14 protein-coding genes are annotated in these 21,198 nt (G+C 40.3%); 8 read left to right on the plus strand and 6 right to left on the minus strand.

Translation table 11 applies throughout. From position 1 onward, the window contains the following. Positions 1 to 81 precede the first annotated feature (81 nt). From QZT26_RS00200 to QZT26_RS00225, 6 genes are all read right to left on the minus strand, one after another. Positions 82 to 2,982: a DEAD/DEAH box helicase family protein gene (locus QZT26_RS00200; protein WP_295099929.1), complete on the minus strand. Its 2,901-nt coding sequence runs from the start codon at positions 2,980 to 2,982 to the stop codon at positions 82 to 84. Further along, on the minus strand, positions 2,969 to 5,038 hold the full coding sequence (locus QZT26_RS00205; RefSeq protein ID WP_295099931.1) for a hypothetical protein: 2,070 nt from the start codon (positions 5,036 to 5,038) through the stop codon (positions 2,969 to 2,971). The genes QZT26_RS00200 and QZT26_RS00205 overlap by 14 nt, the downstream gene beginning before the upstream one ends. Further along, positions 5,035 to 6,237: a hypothetical protein gene (locus QZT26_RS00210; protein WP_295099933.1), complete on the minus strand. Its 1,203-nt coding sequence runs from the start codon at positions 6,235 to 6,237 to the stop codon at positions 5,035 to 5,037. Before QZT26_RS00210 ends, QZT26_RS00205 begins: the two co-directional genes overlap by 4 nt. A 396-nt stretch (positions 6,238 to 6,633) precedes the next feature. Next, positions 6,634 to 6,786 (minus strand): hypothetical protein, encoded by a 153-nt coding sequence (locus QZT26_RS00215; RefSeq protein WP_295099934.1) that lies wholly within the window; start codon positions 6,784 to 6,786, stop codon positions 6,634 to 6,636. Positions 6,787 to 6,974: 188 nt separating this feature from the next. Further along, entirely contained in the window at positions 6,975 to 7,493 is a 519-nt protein-coding gene (locus QZT26_RS00220; protein WP_295099935.1) for a HEAT repeat domain-containing protein, read from the minus strand. A 203-nt stretch (positions 7,494 to 7,696) separates the two neighbouring features. Next, positions 7,697 to 8,137: a hypothetical protein gene (locus QZT26_RS00225; protein ID WP_295099937.1), complete on the minus strand. Its 441-nt coding sequence runs from the start codon at positions 8,135 to 8,137 to the stop codon at positions 7,697 to 7,699. 28 nt (positions 8,138 to 8,165) lie between these two features. On the opposite strand from QZT26_RS00225, the gene QZT26_RS00230 reads away from it, so the two are divergent. The 8 genes from QZT26_RS00230 to QZT26_RS00265 all read left to right on the plus strand — a co-directional run bounded on the left by QZT26_RS00230 (position 8,166) and on the right by QZT26_RS00265 (position 21,115). Beyond that, positions 8,166 to 9,038: a cytochrome c3 family protein gene (locus tag QZT26_RS00230; protein WP_295099939.1), complete on the plus strand. Its 873-nt coding sequence runs from the start codon at positions 8,166 to 8,168 to the stop codon at positions 9,036 to 9,038. 164 nt (positions 9,039 to 9,202) lie between these two features. Then, positions 9,203 to 10,459, plus strand: coding sequence for a cytochrome c3 family protein (locus QZT26_RS00235; RefSeq protein WP_169703531.1), 1,257 nt, complete (start codon positions 9,203 to 9,205; stop codon positions 10,457 to 10,459). Next, the gene (locus QZT26_RS00240) at positions 10,456 to 11,169 is read left to right on the plus strand and encodes a hypothetical protein (protein ID WP_295099942.1); all 714 of its coding nucleotides are present in this window, start codon (positions 10,456 to 10,458) and stop codon (positions 11,167 to 11,169) included. The genes QZT26_RS00235 and QZT26_RS00240 overlap by 4 nt, the downstream gene beginning before the upstream one ends. Beyond that, positions 11,166 to 11,855, plus strand: a complete 690-nt coding sequence (locus QZT26_RS00245; protein ID WP_295099944.1) for an alpha/beta hydrolase — start codon at positions 11,166 to 11,168, stop codon at positions 11,853 to 11,855. Before QZT26_RS00240 ends, QZT26_RS00245 begins: the two co-directional genes overlap by 4 nt. A 419-nt stretch (positions 11,856 to 12,274) precedes the next feature. Further along, positions 12,275 to 12,517: a hypothetical protein gene (locus tag QZT26_RS00250; RefSeq protein WP_164994285.1), complete on the plus strand. Its 243-nt coding sequence runs from the start codon at positions 12,275 to 12,277 to the stop codon at positions 12,515 to 12,517. A gap of 5 nt (positions 12,518 to 12,522) precedes the next feature. Beyond that, complete coding sequence (locus tag QZT26_RS00255) at positions 12,523 to 13,314, plus strand: Fic family protein (protein WP_164994286.1); 792 nt, start codon at positions 12,523 to 12,525, stop codon at positions 13,312 to 13,314. A gap of 118 nt (positions 13,315 to 13,432) precedes the next feature. Beyond that, positions 13,433 to 16,822 carry a helicase-related protein gene (locus QZT26_RS00260; protein ID WP_164994287.1) on the plus strand — a complete coding sequence of 1,130 codons (3,390 nt, stop codon included), beginning with the start codon at positions 13,433 to 13,435 and terminating at the stop codon, positions 16,820 to 16,822. 12 nt (positions 16,823 to 16,834) lie between these two features. Then, on the plus strand, positions 16,835 to 21,115 hold the full coding sequence (locus QZT26_RS00265; protein WP_164994288.1) for an Eco57I restriction-modification methylase domain-containing protein: 4,281 nt from the start codon (positions 16,835 to 16,837) through the stop codon (positions 21,113 to 21,115). The last annotated feature ends 83 nt before the right edge of the window (positions 21,116 to 21,198 follow it).

A 21,198-nucleotide genomic window follows, 5' to 3' on the forward strand; every position in this document is an offset into this window, starting at 1 on the left:
ATTCATCTTTCGAAAAACTTATTTGTTTGAATATATTATGTCGCCCCCTCTACATTTTTACGGCGAATTATACGGTAGAGGTTACTCGGGAGCAAAACTCGGCGCTGCCTTCCTTAGTTTTTCGCGTAAAGTATCATCATTCGCTAGTTTATCAAGCGCCTCGTCGTTCAACAATTCGCCGAACAAGTGAGCTTTAAGATTTTCCCTGCGTTTTTTCGATACCCCGTATTGAAAAGAATCATACGTCCCTTTAAAAATAACCGGAATGACTGTTATTTTTGGCATCTCACCCTGCTTGCCTTTGTCCTTCCATTCTTTGGCTTCCGCCTCCCATAAACTATCTATCCGGTCCACGCGTCCAATCTGTTGTTCAATTATGCCAGGATTCCATTCTGAATGAAACTGGACGACTATACGACAGGCTTTATGCAAGTTCAATCCTTCGCGTCCAACTTGACTTTGAGCGATAATGACCTTAGGGAAAGAGTTTTTATCATTAAACTGTGCCTGGAGTACACGCCTGGTTTCCATTTTTACATTGCCATAAAGCATACGGGCAAACATACCGAAGCGGCCTGACAAATGATCAAGTTCATCTTTGAGAAGTTTCTTTAGCGCCTCTTCGCTAACATTATCAGCAAAATTATCTAATTGGATTAACTCTTTTATTTTTTCCTCGTCGCCAGTGAAATAATCGTGCTTGGCCCATGTCGATTTTGGCTGACCTTTACGATCCGGTTCGCGCTCGTCATCCCTTTTATCAAAAAAACTTTTTAAATACTCACACCAGATGTCCAGCGCTTTCATCTTTATATTTTTTTTTTGGTATTGTTCAAATTCCGTGTCGTTATAAATTATGTCATTGACCAGGCGTGCCCGTAGAAGTTTTACCACATCATCTTCAGCATTTTCAATATTTTTAATTGCCACATCGCCCGGCAGTGTTGCTACAAATTTTTTATCAATATGGGTCGTCAATTTGTCTCGTAGATCTTCGTAGCTCTTGCCGCCTTTCTCAATTGCAGATTTCAATTCATCTTCCGATGAATATTTTCTTGAAGGACGCGGCTCCATTCGCCGGTACTCTGCCCAAATACCCGCAAGATTATCTATACACATTGTTGCGCCTGGAATTGGAGGCTCATGCTCATCGTTAGACTTCTTGCGGTCGAGGAGGCGCAAAACAGTCCTACGATTCAGAACATCCCAAAGCGATTTTAATGGCTCAAGAAACGTGCCAAAGACCAGCACTTTTTCCTGCTTCAGTTGACCATTATCCCAGAGATATTTCTCAATTTCATCCGCAGTTTTTCTGATTCGTGGATGCCCTGCAAGGTCGGCATTGTTTGATTTCAGAATACGATTCCAATACTGAATACGTCGAAGTTTTCCTTGAATGTAACTTTGGCGGTTATATTCATTATTATCGTCTCTCTTATCAAGCCTATTGTTTTCAAAATATTTGTTAATAGCCTCATCGAGTTTTTGTTGATCGTTACTTTCATCTTTTCCATTCCCGTCCGTCTCTTTGTTCGTTGAATCTGCGCCCGATGTGCTAATCTTTCCCGCTGCGTAACGACTGTCCGCGATTTTCAACCGGCCTAGTTGTTTATTCAGGTCTTTATCATCAGTGATGCATCCCTTTGCAGCCTTACCAATTGCTTCCAAGGCAAAAACTGAGGGTTTCCATTCGTCTTCAATCTCGCAATAATCAATATTTATCTTTTTTTCGTAATCACGGTGAGGGTGAGCTTTTTCTTTGCACAGTTCTTCCCCAATCAACTCACGCATCTCCTTCTGTTCTGTTCGCATGCGGCGGGTGACATAAGGTTTTAGTTTTTTGACAAAATCATTACTAGCTGCGATCAGCCTCTCTATTATAGCAACATTGTCGGGGTGCTTGTTTGCCTCTGTGTGTGCCTTTGCAAAATTATCAACAGAATCTTTTGGATATTTGGCGCCTATCCGTTTGAATACTTCCTCCCACTGGCAAGCATTTAATTCCATGGGTGTTGCGGTCAGGGCAATCCTTTTGGAGTTATCAGCCTCTATTATATCCCTAAGTATAGTGCCCAGCCTTTTAGGGTCATCTTCAACATCACGATTTTTGTGGGCTTCGTCAATGATAAGAAGGTCAATAGAACCAAGTAATTTCTTAATCATTTTTAGCCCGCGCTTTTCGTCGTTAAAGTATTTTTTAAAATCTTCTTTTGCTTTTGCAGATTCTAGACTACGAAATGGCAAATCATCAGTAGCAAAATCATCAAATAGAGATTTTTTATTTTCCACCAATTCCATCAAATAGTTAGCAGCCTTATTTATTTGAGGTAACTCATTACAGTCAACATTTTCAATTTTAACAGGACAGTCAGTAGCTTTGTTTTCTTTATTATTAGACGGACAATATGCGCCACCTATACATTCTTCATTGCCCTTATATAGCTTTTTGACAAGCTGCCAGTAACTATTACTCTTATGTTTTCCGTTATTTACATCTATTAGCGCCTTTACAAGAACAGGCAACATATATCGCCGAGGTCTGGCATCATTTCTAAGCAGTGGCGGTCCAAACTGATGCGAAATCAACAGCCATCGCCCGGCATTTTGAGTCAAAGGAAATTGAAGGTTGTTATCCTCGAAAAGCGAGTAATACGAACGAAGCATGATCGGTTCATTACTGCTTTTTGTATCTTGTTCTTTATTGCCTATGCTTTTAAGAAATTCTTCCCATTCTTTCTTCCACTGGTAAATCAAACCTGGCGGAACCACTACAGCTACTGAACCACCGGCCTCCAGCACTGACCGTATAGCGACCATAGCAACACGGGTTTTACCCATCCCAACCTCATCAGCAATCAAGATACCGGTTTGTTCTCCAAGTCGATTAGACATCCATCTGATAGTATCATCTTGTCCAAACTTCCACTTGCTTGCCTGTCCTGCCAATTCGTTCATTCTTTGTATTGTGTTATTCCAATCCATTACTTACTCCTTTTTCCACAAGCAACTTTGCGTTTTTAAAACCCCATTTATCAATGACTTCTTCAATAAAATTTTTATATTCTTCAGTTGGTTCAACAGGGGCAAATCCAGGCTTTTCTTTGAGCAACTCCAAAAAGTTGGTACCAAGCGACTGTAATTCATTAATAGTCTCTTTTTTCATTCCTTCAATAAGCGTTTGTCGAAGATGAGCAATCCAGTCCCTCATTTGTCCCAATCTAATTTGCTGGTTTTGCACTGCTATAGTTTCAACAAGTGCAGTAGCCGAATGAAGCGGTGAATCTTTGTATTGATTACGCAATTCACAGAAATCCTCGATGATACGATTTGGTACATTGCCCGTCTGGCTATCTTCCGTAGCGTCTTCAATAGTGCCATCTTCCTCTTCGTCTTCGTCTTCATAGACTGCGGGAAAACTACGAATCATATCAAGAATTTCCGGCATAGATTTTGGCCGCATAGGCGGTGAATAAAAATCACCTTTTTCGTTGAATACAGGAATGTCCCATTTCCATTCGTAAGGCTTACCCTCCTGTTTTGCCTTCAACCTGATATTAAAACAATTCACATCTATCTGCATTTCTTCTTGGCCATTATGAATAGCTTCGCCATTTATTGTAATTGTTTCCCATCTGGCATTTGGGTTGTTCTGATTTTGATCCCATTCCAATTTCAACAGGCATGTTTCACTATTCCACACACATGATGTTATCGGAGGGGATGGATGAATTTCTGATTTCTGTTCTGATTCTTCACCGTCAGGGTTCTCCTCAATTGAATCCGGATCAAGCCAGTAATCAGGATCAATACCGAGTTTTTTACAAAGATCTTTGTCTTTTATGGAGTCATTTACTGCAAAAAATACCCCTGCCTCAATATTGCCGTTGGTCCCAGGACCTAGCGCAAAACCCTGCTTGCTTAGGTTGCCGGACCCAATATAGAGAAGACCATTTGAGTAACTATCGTTCCGTTTATTCGCGGTAAAAATATATTTTGCATGAAAAGACGCATCCTCTTTATCTGGATGCTTTGGCGGACATAAAGACCATGTGAGATCGCTATCCGGAGTATTCTTTATCCATTCTCCCACAGCGCCTGATGTTGCAGGATTAATTACAAGCCATTTACTTATTCTGTTTCCGTCTTCATCTACATAATCGACGTTCTTTGCCAACCGGTCTTTCCCTTTTAAAACATCCACAATTCCCTTAACAACTTCTGGTTCTTCAGGTTCTTTTGGCAAGTCCTTCTTATCCGCCTGTTCAAAAAAACCTGAACCGCAGCATATAAAATTATGACGCGTTCCATTTTCAACAACAAATTTGATAAACTGCGCTCCCATTGAATTATCAACGAAAATTTCGTTTCCTTTTGCCTTGACATCAAGTAAATTAGAAACAAATCGGGGTGGATAGCCTCTTTTAGGAGGGTTGGCTTTTTCTGAAATTTCATTCAAAAATTTCGTTATGCGGTTTCTAAGATTCAGATTCTTTGCTATGCTGTAATAGCCTCCACTCCCGTCTTTTCCCAGCAGTACCCTCCAAAATTCAACAGCTTCACAGATATCAGACGCCTCTTGTTTTTGGTTTTCACTGCTTGAGGTACAGTCGTAATCACAATACCACACCAGATTGATGCTACTGTTGACAGCTTCGCTGGTCCAGTTGCCGGTAAAAACGATTAGTCGATAATAATCCGGTTGACCTTTGGCTGGTTCGCCAAAACCTAACAGCGCAACCTTTGCGTGCTGAAGCTTAGTTTTTCCCTCCCACTTACGCTCTTCAGGATATGCCTGGTAAAGGCCTGGTAAACTAGGAATTGGGCCGTTATGGGGGTCTAAAAAAAGAGCCATGTAACAATGTCCCAAATGCATGCGCTGAGTTTTTCCTTGCCACCCAGAAAACCGCTCTAAAATACCTTCCGCAAACTTTTCATCTGCTGAGAGCGCGCATAGCAGTCCAAAAACGCCTATGCGCTTTTCGTCAGGAGAACAGAACAAATCTAATAACGATTGTCTTTCATTATTTTCGGCACTCATTGACAGTTTCTCCATAGTTCAAATAGTTGACGGACTTTGTATTCAGTTGAGGATTCTTCCATTCCTGCAAATTCCTCTTGTTTTTCATTTCCCGCGCCTTCATCCATTTCTTTGCGTCTTGAAAAAAGAGGGCCTTTTTCAATTTTGTTTCCTTCGGCGGCAGATTTCAAAATAACACCGTCTCGTGTAATCACTTTTCGAAGTAATTCCTCGTCATTATCAAGATCAATTGAGAGAATCTCATTCGTAAAATTAGCCGCATCCTGGTGTTGCTTCTTCGACTTATTCGCACATTCATGGAATATGTTTGCTGCAGAGCGCAATTTTTTCAGCATTTTATCTAGTTTGTCGGCTAATTTTCCGATAATCCGGATGTTGTCTTTATCGATTATTTCAGCGCATTCATAAATCAAATCACGGCCCGTTTTAAGAAGTGCATCAAACGCTTGCGCCGTTTTAATTTCAATTACCTGATCGGGCTGAAGATGCTTTTTTACACTATCTAAATCCGGTACGTCTTCTTTTTTGTAATTACCAAATGCTTTAATCAAGCATGCCCTGCGCTCGCTCTTCGCCAAAGAATCGTTTGTATTTGTCATAAGACGATCCAACGTAATCTGTTTTTCCTCACTTGTAGCATCTCTCCATAAACCATCAACAATATTTCTTATTTCATCGCCACCAATCCAGTCTGTAATAGCCTTTCGGATGCTTTTGCCTCTTTTCTGGCTTAAAAAGGCTTCGGCCAGGCATGATCCGTTCTTAGTCAATTCCATTGAATTAAACCGACTTCCCTCAGTTAATCCAAGACTGGAAAGAGCGCGAACAGTTGAGGAACGAAACGGGATACGTACGTAAAACTTGGGTTGCGAAAGCTCCTTAAAACTCCATGCATCAGAATATCTATTAAAGGCTCTTTTACCGCGAAGACCTTCTTGATTCCGATCCTGCCGCCATGCCAGCTTACATGCCATAGCCTCAATCGCATTGGCAATTTTTACCGGTCTAAAGTTATGTATCTCTTCTGCAAGTTTAATTCCGGCAGCCGCCCACGATAGCTGGCGGACAAACCATACTCCGCCAATACCCGGCACTATCAATTCGCGGTAATAACGAATGGCTTTATTCAGGTTCAGATTTAAAAGGGCCCGCTGCGTTTCAAACTCTTCCATTTCAGGAATAAACCAGTCAGTCATCATTAAAATCCTTTCTATTGGTACAAATTAACGGGTCTACACTTATTACATAAATTCTTTTCTACGGGTAAGCTTAATAAATGTATTTCTTTTGCCATATCTCTGCTCTCCTTTTTATCGTTTACGACGTGATGTAACAAACCTCATATCAAAGCCATTATGCATTATACCAAGCACAGACAGCATGTCAAACAGCGCACGAAAGCCATCTCATTGCACGCAACACCCCCTTACTCTTGCTTCGCAGATGGAGATTGAACCAGCGAAAAGTTTTCGGATTACTAACCCGAACGCCATCATTAATGAATCGCGTAGTACCATAAAGAACATATTATTGTTGAAACGATAATGAATACTTATAGGCATTTATAATCTCTTCCGGCCCGTTTGGGTTAGGATTTAATCATTTCCGACGACCACCCTGCCCACTACCGCCCCCTCCTTGCTATACACGGTTATATGCCCATCTCTGACAACTGCGCGGTTCTTTATCTTGCCACTGCTGTCGTACACGGTTATTTTATTATTTTTGATAACGATGCGTTCCTGCAACTTGCCTTCTTTGCTGTACCACGTTCAACCGACGCCGTACCTTCCTGGTGGCAGTGGGGACACGTTACCTCCAAAATTTCAACCCTTTTTATTTCCTCCGCCCCAGGGCACTGAAAGACGTTCGGTTTTTTGAATTCTTTTGCGGAGTAACACTTTAGTCCTTTGAAAAACTAAAAACGCGTAACACTTTAGTTTTTTGAAAAATTCCAATAATAGCGCTGCTTGCCATAAGCGTAGGGGCGGAGTATATAAACGGTTGCTGCTCGTTCCTCGCTTGAAATATCTAAGTAGAGACAGGTTTGAAACCTGTCTCTACCATGTAGTGCGACGAGGTTCGTCGCACCAAAAAACAGTTGTGCGATAAGGAATAGGGTCTGCTTAAATTGTGCGACGAACCTCGTCGCACTACAAATGACAATTTCCAGTTTCAAAAGACTAAAGTGAAGGAACTCTTTTACTTTTGCAATAGTTTGAACCGCCAAAACGCGGAGAGGCATTCGCCGCTCTCCCTTTAAAAATTCCTGAAGCATCTTTATGGCCTCGCGATTCCCCCTTCCGGATCTGCCGATTTCTTCAAGGGCTTGACGCACCACTTCGCTTTCATTATGCTGCAATCTTTGCATAAGCAATTTCATGGGTGAATGATCTTCGTTCATGCGGCTACTATGGCATATTTCCCACTGATGGGGAAGTAAAAAACCTGACACAAAAGCCCACCAGGCAGGTAATTTTTACATTGCTATTTTGTAAATATTACACATAGGCGCAAAAATCTCTGTAAAAATCGTTTGCGTTATTTATTTTAACCATTGCCATGTTGTTGTTTAACTCAAAACAGGCGCATTAAAAATGCGTGGCATATATATTGCTCAGTAATTATAATTCATCAACGCAATGACTTGTGCAATGGTTATCTGCGTCTTTTCCGAAGACAAAAGGTATTAACTAAATAATGAAAGATTACACGAAAAACAAACGTCCGGATATGCTGGAACCCTTTTTCCCGAACGAAATGTTCCGGTACATTATCGTTGGTTGCTTCCTTGTGGTGCTTGACCTCCTTGCCGTTTTGTTTTTCCCGCTCCCGTTTAACCCTGTAAACAAACCGGAACATATTCCGTGGTTTTTCATGCCCGTGTATTTGCTCAAAAAATGTATCCACAGCGAGTTTGTCTTTATTCTTATGCTTGTGGCAAGCGCCTTGTTCTTTATCTTCCTTCCATTCATTTTCAGAGGAAAACGAAGGCATGATACGAAGCAATCCTGAAAATGCATCCATGGGCAGACGTCTGTTCCTCTTTTTCATGGTTATCTTTTTCTTTCCGATGGCCTTCATTATCAGCGGCTGCATTATTTACCCTGAGCTGGTGGAAACAGGCATGAAATCGCCTGAAGCGGAAAAATGCGGCGATTGCCATATTGATATTTACCATGAATGGAAAGATTCGCCCCATGCCGGCAGTTATACCAGCAATGCCTTTAGGGAACAAACATTTGATTATTCATTCACTTTTTGCCTTGGATGCCACGCACCGGAAACCATTTTTACCGATGCAAGCATCGACCCTCGGAATATAAATGTAGAAGAGGGGGTCAATTGCAATGCCTGCCATTTAAATGACTGCACACTCGCCGGGCCAACCCCTGCCCGCGCCCCGCATCCGGTTACCGGGATGAATATGTTTTACAAGGCCAGTGAACTTTGCGGAAAATGCCACGTCGGCACGTATAACGTCTGGAAAGAAATAAAAGACGCCGAAGATAAAAAGACCTGCCAGGACTGCCATATGCCGGAAATAGTCCGAAAACTTATTCAGGATGAACCCTGGCAAAAGATATATCCAAAGCGGGAAGGCAAGCAGCATCTTTTTTCTTTTCAGGAGTTAATTCCCGTTGACGAGCATATGTTGTCCCTTTGCTTTACTAAAATAGTTCAAACAGAAGATGCTATTGAAGGCGCACTTGAAATAACCAATACCGGCATCCCGCATAGTGTACCAACGGGTGACTACGGATACCGGGAAGTGCTCGTGACAATAGAGTTGTTAAATAAAACGGGGCATGTTGCAGGCTACAGAGAGACAAGCCTGTTTGTAGAATTGAAAACAGCGCTGCACTATAAGGAGAAGCGAATGATACCATTCCACTTTACGCTGAAAGATAATGTCTGTACCCTCAGGGCAAGAATGATAAGAACGTCATTAAACCGTGACATATCCATCGTTTTGGCGGAAAAAATATATTCGCATTGATTTTGATTCCAGTAGTTGCGGCTCGTTCCTCACTTGAGATATCTAAGTAGAGACAGGTTTGAAACCTGTCTCTACCATGTAGTGCGACGAACCTCGTCGCACTACAAATGACAATTTCCAGTTTCAAAAGACTAAAGTGTTACGTTGTAAGTGAAGAATAAATCATGTTTGAAGAAGTAAAAAATTTAAATAAAAGACACGCCGTCCGGCTGGCAATCTCTGCACTCATAGCCATTGCAATTGCTGTGGCAGCGCTGTTTTTTACCGTGACGAAGGTGAAGTATACACAATATTGCGGCAAGTGCCATTCGGACGTCACATTCAACAATAAATGCTACAATGTCTTGTCAGGGAACATTGCCTGTATCGACTGCCATGCACCCGAAAACAGAAGCATGAAGGTAATGGCGGTCGAAATGGCGGATGAACGTTGTACATCAGAACTGTGTCATCCTTTACAAAAACTCTCAGAAACGGCAACCCGATTCAAAAAAACAAGAGATTTCCGGCATGCAACACATACAAAGCATTTTCCAGGCAATCTTACGTTGCGCTGTGTCTCCTGCCACTCGCATGGTAATGGCAGAAGACATTTTGAGACAGAGGCCGATACCTGCAATGTATGTCATTTTGCCGGCATGCAACAGGCGCTTCTCACAAGGGAGAAACAACCCATTTCCGAATGTACCTTGTGTCATGCTCCCGTAGAAAAAAACATTCAAATTTACGGCAACACATTTAACCACATTGCTTATGAAGAAAGGAAGAACGTGGGTTGTTCCGATTGTCATTTCGCTGTTGTACAGGGAAACGGCGCCGTTGTCAGGGAGAATTGTTATGTATGCCATCAAACTATTCAGGAAAAGTATACTGCACCGGACATGCATGATATCCATATAATGAATCACAAAACATCATGTGTTGCATGCCACAGTGCCATTATACATACCGCTATGAAGAAAAATGGAGTTGTGCTTTCAAATATTCCGAACCGCACATTTGACCTCTCTCTCTACAAAACGCAATGGATGGTTATGGCGGGAACGGGCGGCGCAGGCATTGCGGACGAACCCGATCCCATGTTTATCGCAACGCTCAATTGCTCTGCATGCCACAAGGACGTATTATTATCAAAAGTAGCGCCGGAGGTATGCAACAATTGCCACGACCGTGGATTTGACAAAATAGTATCCGAGCAAATATCTTTCGTCTCGAAAAGAATGCGATTGCTAAAGCTTCTTTTGAAAAGGGCAAAAAAACTACCTCTTCAGAATGCAGGGCATGTTATTACTGAAGCGGAGTCGAATTATTATTTTATTAAGGAAGACGGGAGTAACGGCGCCCATAACATTAAATATGTAAAGGACCTTCTGGAATACAGCATCACGAAACTCAATCAGGTCTTGCAGGAAAGCACATGAAACGATTAATAATCATCGCCTGTTTTCTTATGGCTTCGTTCAATCCACCCACATCAGGGGAAGAAAACCTGTTGATGCGGCAAACCCCGTTCGTGTATCCTTCAGGCTCATGCACGGACAGGTGCCACGTAAATTATTTGCATTACCGTACAAAATATAAGGAAGGCGTTTTTTTGCACAACCGCCATTCACCCATACAGAACATTGAATGCTGTGAATGCCATAATAACGATCCGGCAAACACGAAAACACACGGCGGTTTAATAATTGAAGAAAACGACTGCAAAAAATGTCATCACAATGAAGCAACAAATGACGATTGTTTGAAATGCCATTCCGCGGTAAACGACTACCGAAACGGTTCGTTCCGCTATGCGGGCATTCATTCTCCCGTCACCGGAACCCCTGATTGGATGTATAAGGCGGTGTTGTGTACCGATTGCCACAAACAGGAAGAAAACAATTTTCTCTTCCGTGATACCCGCAGTATCTGTATAGAGTGTCATAATGATGATTACGGATTACTCTATGATAAATGGAAAGAGTTTTTGAGAGAAGAAACGCAGCCGGTTATCCGGGAAAACAATAATAGCGCGAAAATGCAAAAGTATGTAAAGCAAATACAACAATATGGCATACACAATATCCAATTATCACGAATACTTTTGAAAGGCATTCAAAAAGAAAGGGACGTCTCTGCACAACCATGAACATAACAGAAGAACACGTTCATTTCCCTTCTGATAATTTATCCCTCGAGGGAGTATTGGCATACGATGAAAACACAATGCCTTCCAGGGCAATTCTTTTATGCCCCCCCCATCCTACCCTCGGCGGCGATATGGAAAACAATATAATAACGAGCCTTGCGCGTGTTTCGGCAAAAGCCGGCTTTCTCTCGCTCCGTTTCAATTACCGCGGCGTTGGTAACAGCGAATGCGGGGTGAAAGATATTGCAGAAATATTTCACTACTGGGAAAAAACAATGAGCAGTGAAAATTATGCCGATGCCCTAACGGACGTTCATTCAGCTCTAAATTTCCTGGTAAAGCAGTCCGGCAGGGACGCTAAGATATTTATTGCGGGGTATTCATTTGGCTGTATTGTTGGCATGAGAGTAGCGACGGCAAGCGATGCCGTATCGGCATTCGCTTCAATTTCCACGCCATTTGGCAAATATAACCTCAGTTTTTTAAGGGAATGTAAAAAACCAAAATTATTCATATATAATCAAAATGATTTTGCCACAACAGTGGAAGACACACTGCAAGGTTTAGAAAAAATACCCTTGCCCGTGACAAGTGAGTTAATAGAAGACAGCGACCATTTCTACCGGGGAAAAGAAGACATTGTTTCCCGGAAGGTGTGTCATTTCTTTGATGGTATCCCGTATTGACAACGACACTCAACCGGCTCGCCATTTGTGATATATACCCAAAAAACTCACAAAATGTGAATCTTATAAGGGTGGCACGGACAAGCCCTGTTTGGAACTATTAGAGTTGCTGGTGTTTTAAGATTTCAAATGAAGGTAACAATTGAAAACTTCCAAAAATCTTCACACAAAGTAGCCATTATATACAGCTAAATTTGAAGCATCTGTACAATGCAAGTTTAACTATATCCCATGATTTTCTTGACTTTATAATTGCAAAGATATAGTTTAACCACGAGCCTTGATATCGAGAGTTACTATAGCAAAAGGAAACGGGTGCAATCCCGATTTTTTGTAACTATCTGCACAATGTAACACAAGCATCCTTCTTGTGATATTTAATACACAAGCTGCCTGCCTATACGGGTGGCACAGGCATTTTGCCTGTGCGGAATACAGGCAGGAATGCCTGTACCACCCTTGCAATAAATTTTATTATTCATCTTCCGAAAACCTTATTTTTTGACTATATTTACAAAAAATCGGGAATGCACCCACCTTGTGTGAAAATAGAAATCAATTATGATTTCAATATTCTGGCAACGCTCAAAGACAAGCAACTGCAAGTAGGCAAAAGATTGTTGCAGGTAAATATTATTCACACAGACATTTTTAATCAGTAAACAGTATGGAAAAGTTGCTTAAAAACGATTTACTGTCACCGTATGTATCCATGCTGGATATAGACCTGAATGATACCTTTTCTTCAATTAAACAAAAAGAATGGACTGCGGATAACTTTAAATTTGCCACTGCAGTATCGGTAATGTCTTCATCCCGTATAGAAGGCGAAACCTTAGAGGTTGACAGCTATGTAAAACACAAAGTGCTCAACATAGAATATCTGCCCAACCTGACCGAAAAGCCCAATGATTTGTACGCAGCCTATGAATTTGCAAGGGACAACAGGCTTAGCCTATCCAATTTTTATAAAGCCCACAGCATAGCTACCCGTCAGTTATTGCCGGAGGCACAACGAGGCGTGATAAGGACAGGTAACATGCTGATTATGGAGCAGCAGTCTCAACGCATACAATACGAAGCTGCGCCTGCATCCATTGTAAAAAAGGAATTTGAACGCTTTTGGGATGAACTGGAGACATTGCTTGCCGGTTCGCCCAGCACCGAAGAGATTTTCTATTATGCATCTTACATTCATTTAATATTTGTAAAAATTCATCCATTCAATGACGGTAATGGCAGAGCTGCCAGGCTGCTGGAAAAATGGTTTTTAAGTAGCCATTTAGGTCAAAATGCGTGGTATATAGCAATCGAGTATTACTATTATCACAACCTGCAAGCCTACTACAATAATTTAGCCCGCATAGGATTGTTCTATGAAGATTTAAAGTATGAAAAAGCATTGCCTTTTCTGCTAATGCTTCCAAAGGCATTGGAAATACAGTATAAAAGCAGTTAAGTCAAAATTATGGAATTAAAATTTTGTTAAGACACATGTGCGAAGAAAAGAATGAAGAAGAAAAACTTGCCCGTCTTGAATGCCCAACGTCCATGTTGGGCAGGGAGAAAGAAAGAGAATGATTTTAGACAACAAAAATGAAAACAAAAAGGTTTACCAGTGGCTGAAGGAATATACAGAATCTGGCAAAATTGATATTGTTACGGGCTATTTCACAGTTGGTGCGCTGTCCTATCTTTCACACCAGATAAATGAAAAAATACAAGCATTTAGAATGGTACTTGGCGATATCGTCAACATAGATATGATGCAGGATCGCACTATAGATTTACTGAGTGAAAACATCGCGATTGAAGCAGCACTTAAACTGAGTTCGGTAGCCAAGGAAGCTGTTGAGTTCCTGAAACAAGAAAAGGTTGAAGCGAAGACCCTTGAACCAAATTTCTGCCATGCCAAAGTATATCTCTTTAATCCGGAAAAAGATGATAGGCATAAATACTTCATATCAGGTAGCTCCAACCTTACAGAAGCCGGTATAGGTCTTAAGGAAACAAACAATATTGAACTGAACATTGCAGAAACTGGAAATAACAATCAGTACCTTGAATTGGTAAAGTGGTTTGATGAACTATGGAAAAGTAAAGAAGCACATAAATCTAAAACCATTGTTGATGAGAGTGGGAAGAAACATACCACACCATTTAAAGAGTATTTAATAGAAGCAATCGAAAGAATCTTTATAAAATACACCCCAAAACAACTGTATTACAAAGTCCTTTTTGAACTCTTTGGCAATCAGTTATTAACAGAACAAGACAATCCCGAATTTAACCGACAAGTCGGTAGATTGGAAAATACGGTCATATACAATACACTCTATGATTTTCAGCAAAAAGGTGTTCTAAGTATTATAAGAATGATTCAAAAATATGATGGTGCAATCCTTGCCGATGCTGTTGGATTAGGAAAGACCTGGAGTGCCCTTGCCATCATGAAATTCTTTCAAATGCAAGGCCGTGAAATTATTTTGGTTTGTCCAAAAAAACTTCAGCATAACTGGCATAGATATAGAAGACATCAAAATTCAAAATTTGAAAAAGACCAGTTAGAATATTTTATACGCTATCACACAGACATGCACACAGAAAGAATGGAACGATATACCGACATAGCAGATAAGTTTTTTGTTAGCGAGAAACCTAAGCTATTTGTAATTGATGAGAGCCATAATTTACGGAATGGCAAATCACAACGATATAATTTCCTTGTAAATGAAATCCTGAAGAAAAATGATGATGCAAAAGTTCTAATGCTTACTGCAACCCCTATTAACAACACCCTGATTGACATCAGAAATCAATTCAAACTGGTTAAACAGGGTAATACGGATGGTTTTTACGAATCTCATTCGATAAGAAATGTAGACCATCTTTTTAATCGTGCGCAGCACGCTTTTTTTAAATGGCGCGAAGGCGAAAATCTCAAGATAGCAGATTTCATTAAAATACTTCCCAGTGATTTTTTCCGGCTAACAGATTCTTTAACTGTTGCACGCACCCGGCCTATGATTGAGAAGCAAAATACAGGCTTATTCTTTCCTAAGAAACGAAAACCTGAAAATATCTTTGTTACCCCAAAGCAAATAGGCAACTTTGACAGCTTTGAAGAATTGTTCGACCATTTCCCTCCGCTCTTATCTGGTTACCAGCCGACTTTTTACATAGAACAATCTGAATATGTAGAAAAAATACACGATGAGCGACAGCGGGACAGATTCCTCGTTAAGATGCTGTATATCTTACTCGTAAAAAGACTGGAATCGTCCTGGTTCTCATTCCATTCTACAGTGGGTAAAATTCTTGCTCACCACCAAAACGCACTCGACAAAATAAATCAATATGAACAAGGCAAAAAGAATGTTGAAATTGAAGATGCTTTTGAACAGGACATTTTCGATGAGGATGAGCAGGAAGATTTAGCAGACGATTTATCCCTCGGCAAAAAACGTCCAATAAGCCTTGCCGAAATTGACAGCGCAGGGAACCTTGGCAATTTAAAAAAAGATTTGAAAAAGGATATAGACGCACTAGACCTGCTTAATAGAAATTTGCTGAGATTTAGGGATGATTTGACTGCCGAGACAAAAAAACCACGTAATTACAAAAGTAAAGATGAGAAACTGCAATCACTCATTGAAAAAATTAATGAAAAACGCGATGCAGGTAAAAACGAAAACAACCCCAAGGTTGTCATTTTCACTGTTTATAAAGACACCGCATTTTACCTATTTGATCAGTTAATAAAGCGGGGGTTTAAAGACCTTGCAGTAATTAGTGGTGATGTATCAAAAACTGATTCTTCCGCACATGAAACCAAGCTCTTTGAGCCAATTTTAGAGCGGTTTGCACCATTCACAAAACTATTCAATGAAAAAGAGTGGAGTTTTATACCAAGTTCGCCAAATCTCACAAAAGATAAGCAATATACAGAGTGGCTTGAATGGTTGTCTGAAAATGATAAAAAAACTTACGAGCAGATAAAGAACCCTATAGATATTCTTATCTCAACAGATGTTTTGAGTGAAGGCCAGAACCTGCAAGACTGTGATATGGTTATCAACTATGATATACACTGGAATCCTGTACGGGTAATTCAACGAATGGGGCGTATCGACAGGCTTGGATCACCGAATAAAGAAATTTTCGGAATAAATTATTGGCCTTCGGATAATATCAATACTTATTTGAACCTTAAAGGACGAATAGAAGAACGAATGGCAATGATGAAGTTGGCTGGTTCGGAAGTTAATCTTGAATTCTCTGATTCATTTAAGGAGATGGCTACCGACGCAGATTTTGAACATAAAATGAATGAAAAAATGCTCAAGCAGATGCAGACATCATGGGATGATATTGAAGGGCACGAATCAGGCCTGGGATTTGACAATCTCTCTCTTGAAGATTTTCGACAGGATTTGCTCGCAGAGCTTCAGAAAGATGAAAACTTCTATAAAAGAATGCCCAAAGGGGTATATACCGGCTTTAAAGCAGACAAATCTATTTGCCCCGAAAATGGGATTATTGCATTACTCGGCTTTCCGGCAAAGCCACCAAAAGCACTCAGCTATGAATACCAAACTTATGATTTGATATACATCGACAAAGAGGGAAAGCAGGTGCTGTTAAATCAAAAAGAAGTTTTAGATGCTCTTTCCCTACATAAAGAAGAATCCCGTTTCGTTCCGGAGGCAATAGAAAAAGGTGAAGAGGAGGCCATAGGTGGACTTGTAAACACCTTAAAAAAATGGCTTGAAGCACAATCAACAGAAGAAGAAATACTTGAGGACGGGACTGTTAAGAAACGAGCTGGATCAGAAACAAAAGATATCTTGTCAAAACTAAAGACCGGCGATAGCCTTACACTTACACGCGTAAAGCAGAATATAAGTGTGAGCGAAAAATACCAACTCCAAAATTTTGACTTAATCACATGGTTCCTTGTGAACTAAGAGGTAGAAAATATGAACTTGAATGCACTGGAAAAGAAGGCTGATTTCTTTAACGGCCTAAAAACATTGTTTGCATCGCTGAATGTGCCGGTGAACTACATAGACGAAAAATCAATCGCTCCCAAAGAAATACTATCTAAAACTTTTAAAGAAAATATTGAAGCATACCAGCTTATGGATGATGTTTTCATCCTGGGTATGGTTGATAATGCAGCTTTTGAAGGGAAAAAAAGCGAAACAATAGTTGGTATCGAAAAGGGAAAGAAAGACTATGATGGTATTCTTCTTTTCGGTGTTACTCTAAAAAACCGGGATAAAGGATTACTACCGACCCGGAGTCAGCTATCTGAAATAACACGAGCCTTTAATCGGGAATTTCACTATACGCCTGTTGTTGTGGTGTTCAAATATGAGCATTACATCTCAATTGCTAATGCTGAGCGAATTACCTACAAACAGGAATGGCGGGAAGGCGAAAAAACAGGTAAGGTCTCAATCTTAAGAGATATTAATGTAAATAAACCACATACCGGCCACTTAAAAATATTACAGGAACTAACCATCAGCCGAACCGGTAAGGGGGCTGTGAATACATTCGCAGCTCTTTATACCTACTGGCAGTCTGTTTTTAATGTTTCTATTCTAAACAAACAGTTTTACAAGGAGCTTTCTGACTGGTACTTCTGGGCGCTGCAGGAAGTCGCTTTCCCGGCGACAAACTATGCCTCGGATAAGAACAGCCCGCTCAAAGAAGAGGAGCGGGTTAAAGAGCACAACGCGAAAAATCTTATCCGGATGCTTACCCGGCTTTTATTCGTCTGGTTTGTGAAGGAAAAAAACCTTATCCCCGAAGAGCTTTTTGATGAAACTTATATCAGGGATAATCTGATAAATGGCTTTGAACCGCGCAAGAAAAAGGGCTTTGACCATAAGGCTCAGGGTGGTAAATATTATCGGGCTATTCTGCAAAACCTGTTCTTTGCCACACTCAACCAAACTGTCGGCAAGAGGGAATTCCGCAAAGACGGACAGCAGATGAATGTTACGAACCTGATGCGGTATGAAAGCTATTTTAAAACACCCAAGGCGTTTATCAAACTGGTAGAAGATGTGGTGCCGTTTATGAACGGAGGCCTTTTTGAATGCCTGGACAGCCCGGACCCCCTGCTGAAAGGCAAAAGGGGCGGCGATGTCATTATTTATGAAGACGGATTTTCCGACCGGAAAGATAACTCACTTTGCGTTCCCGATTATATCTTCTTCGGCACGGATGAACACGCCGACCTGTCCGGTGAGCTGGGCGATAAAAAACAAAAAGATGTTACCGTCAATGGGCTTATCAATATTCTGAAAAGCTATAAGTTTACCGTTACCGAAAATACGCCGATTGAAGAAGATATCGCGCTCGACCCTGAACTTCTCGGCAGAGTTTTTGAAAACCTGCTTGCCAGTTACAACCCGGAAACAAAAACCACCGCCCGAAAACAGACCGGAAGTTTCTATACCCCGCGAGAAATCGTCAATTATATGGTGGACGAATCGCTCAAGGCATATCTGAAACAGAAATTAGAACCTGTGGGACAGGCATTCCTGCCTGTCCATGAAACTATCTATGAAACTGTCTATGAAACAAATAATATAAAAAAAACAAAAAGACATTTACCGCATTGGCATTTGAACGGTTCCTATTATTTTATAACCTTTAGAAAAAAAGTTACCCCTCCTTGCTTAACAGAAACAGAAAGGAAAATAGTAATCGATCATATTATTAAGGGGAATGGCACATTTTATGAGCTTGTTTGCACTGTAGTAATGCCGGATCATGTTCATATTATTTTAAAACCCGAGAGAAATTATGATTTGAGCGGGATTATGAAAGGAATTAAGGGTATTTCTGCGAATTTGATAAATAAAGTGAATAAAACAACTGGCACAGTTTGGCAGGATGAATCATTTGATAGAATAATCCGCAACGAGAAGGAATTTTTTGAAAAGATTAATTACATGTATAATAATCCAATTAAAAAGGGCATGATAGAAAAAACAGAAGACTATACCGGATGGTTTTTAAAGACTTTCCTGTCCGATAATTATAAAGAAGGACAGACAGGAATGTCTGTCCTACCGTTATCTATTGAAAATCGTTTAAATGACCTTTTTTCGTATGCGGATAATCCTAATCCATTTACCGATGAAGAAACCCGTATTTTAATCAACGCCATCGATAACTGCAAAATCATCGACCCAGCCTGCGGCTCCGGCGCTTTCCCTATGGGTATCCTGCACAAGCTAGTGCATGTACTACATAAACTTGATGCAAACAACGTGCTATGGAAAGAGGTTCAAAGGAAAAAAGCAATCAAGGAAACAGAAGAAGCTTTTCAAATCGGCAATAAAGAAGAAAGAGAAAACCGCCTCAAAGAAATAAGTGACGTCTTTGAACATAATTCAGATGACTACGGACGCAAACTTTATCTGATTGAAAACTGTATTTACGGTGTGGATATTCAACCCATAGCCACGCAGATAAGTAAGCTTCGGTTTTTCATCTCTCTGATCGTTGACCAGAAAACGGATAAAACCAAGAATAATTTCGGTATTCGTCCGCTTCCGAATTTGGAGACCAAGTTTGTCGCTGCGAATACGCTTATTGGAATTGAGAAGCCGCGGGGCTTCCTAAGAAATATTGAATTAGATAAACTCGAAGAGAGCTTGAAAGCCGTGCGTCATCGCCTGTTTTCAGCAAAAACACCTGCTAAAAAGAGAAAACTAAGGGATGAAGACCAACGATTACGCGAAGAGTTGGGCAAATTTCTTGAAAATGCAGGCTGGCGCAATGAAAGTGCGAAACAAGTTGCATCATGGGATCCATACAATCAAAATGTAAGTAGCCAGTTCTTCGACCCTGAATGGATGTTTGGGGCTACAGATGGGTTTGATGTGGTGATTGGAAATCCGCCGTATATTAGTGCTTTAGATTTTTCAAAAATTTATGGTAAAAATTTAAGAGAGAAGCTTAATAGTAACTTTCAATCGGCTACTGGTACTTATGATTACTTTGTGCTTTTCATAGAACAAGGGCTAAGATTATGTAAAAAATCAGCCTTGCTTTGTTTTATAACACCCAATAAATATCTTTCCGCTAAATATGCCGAAGGATTACGTAGTTGGGTTTTAGGGAATGCAACAGTATTGAAAATTCTTGATGTATCAAAAATTTCTGTGTTTGAAGAAGCTTCGGTATATCCAATCGTTTCAATATTCAGAAAAGATAATATTCAGTTAAGAAATGTTAAAGCAATATTACCGGAAACTTTAAGATCTGATGTATTTAAAATTGAGGATTATAAAACATATTTGATTCCGTATGAGCTACTTAAAATATTACCGCAAAATATTTGGGGTTTTATTTTGTCAAAAAATGTTCTTTTATTGAATTCAGTACTTAAAAACACACAATCTTTATCAAATTTAGGTGCAGTTAATGCAACATCAACAGCAGCAGAAGCAGATGAGTACGGTAAGCATTTGAGTAATGTTAAATCTGTTGATGCAAAAAAAGTAATAAACACGGGTACTATTGAGCCATATATTGCGCTATGGGGAAATGCTGAAATGACCCATGCTGGGCAAAAATTTATGACACCTTTCTTACCTTTGAAAAAAGCTAAAGTAAACCAACGGCGGATTGAAATGTACAATTCATCTAAAGTAGTCTTTGCTAAAATGGCAAAATCGTGTGAAGCTGTAATTGATTTAAATGCTGAATTCGCTTCATTAAATACAAATTGCTTTTATAATCCCAAGAATGATATTTCTATTGAATATATTGGAGCAATCAGCAATTCAAAACTATTTATGTTCGTATATGACCTGTTTTTTGGTGCATTAAGAATGAGTGGTGGATATTACCAATTCCAAGCACCGCAGTTACGCGTTATCCCAATTGCTGATTGTGATTTTTCACAATGTGAAATATTCAATAAAGTAGTACATATTGTAATATTTAGTCTAAATGGCAATATGAAAAATATAAAAGGAGCTTTCAATAAACTCATTGACTCAATGGTCTACGAACTCTACTTCCCCAACGAAATCAAAGCTGCCGATGCCGAGGTGCTTAAGCATTTGACAGGTCTGCCAGAACTCAAAGACGACTGGAGCGATGAGAAGAAAATGAAGACCATCGAAAAAGTGTATCAGGAGCTTTCCGATCCGAAGCATCCGGTTGCTATCGCGATGGAGCGGCAGAAGACGGTGAAGGAAGTGAGGATTATCGAGGGGGTTGGATAAATGAATCAGCTTACGCCGTCAGCAGTGGTGAGCTTGTCGAACCATGGCTCCAACTGAAGAAGACGGGCAAGTTTTTTAGGAGA

This window comes from uncultured Candidatus Kuenenia sp. (assembly GCF_900696675.1).
In the GTDB taxonomy this organism is placed as follows: domain Bacteria; phylum Planctomycetota; class Brocadiia; order Brocadiales; family Brocadiaceae; genus Kuenenia; species Kuenenia stuttgartiensis_A.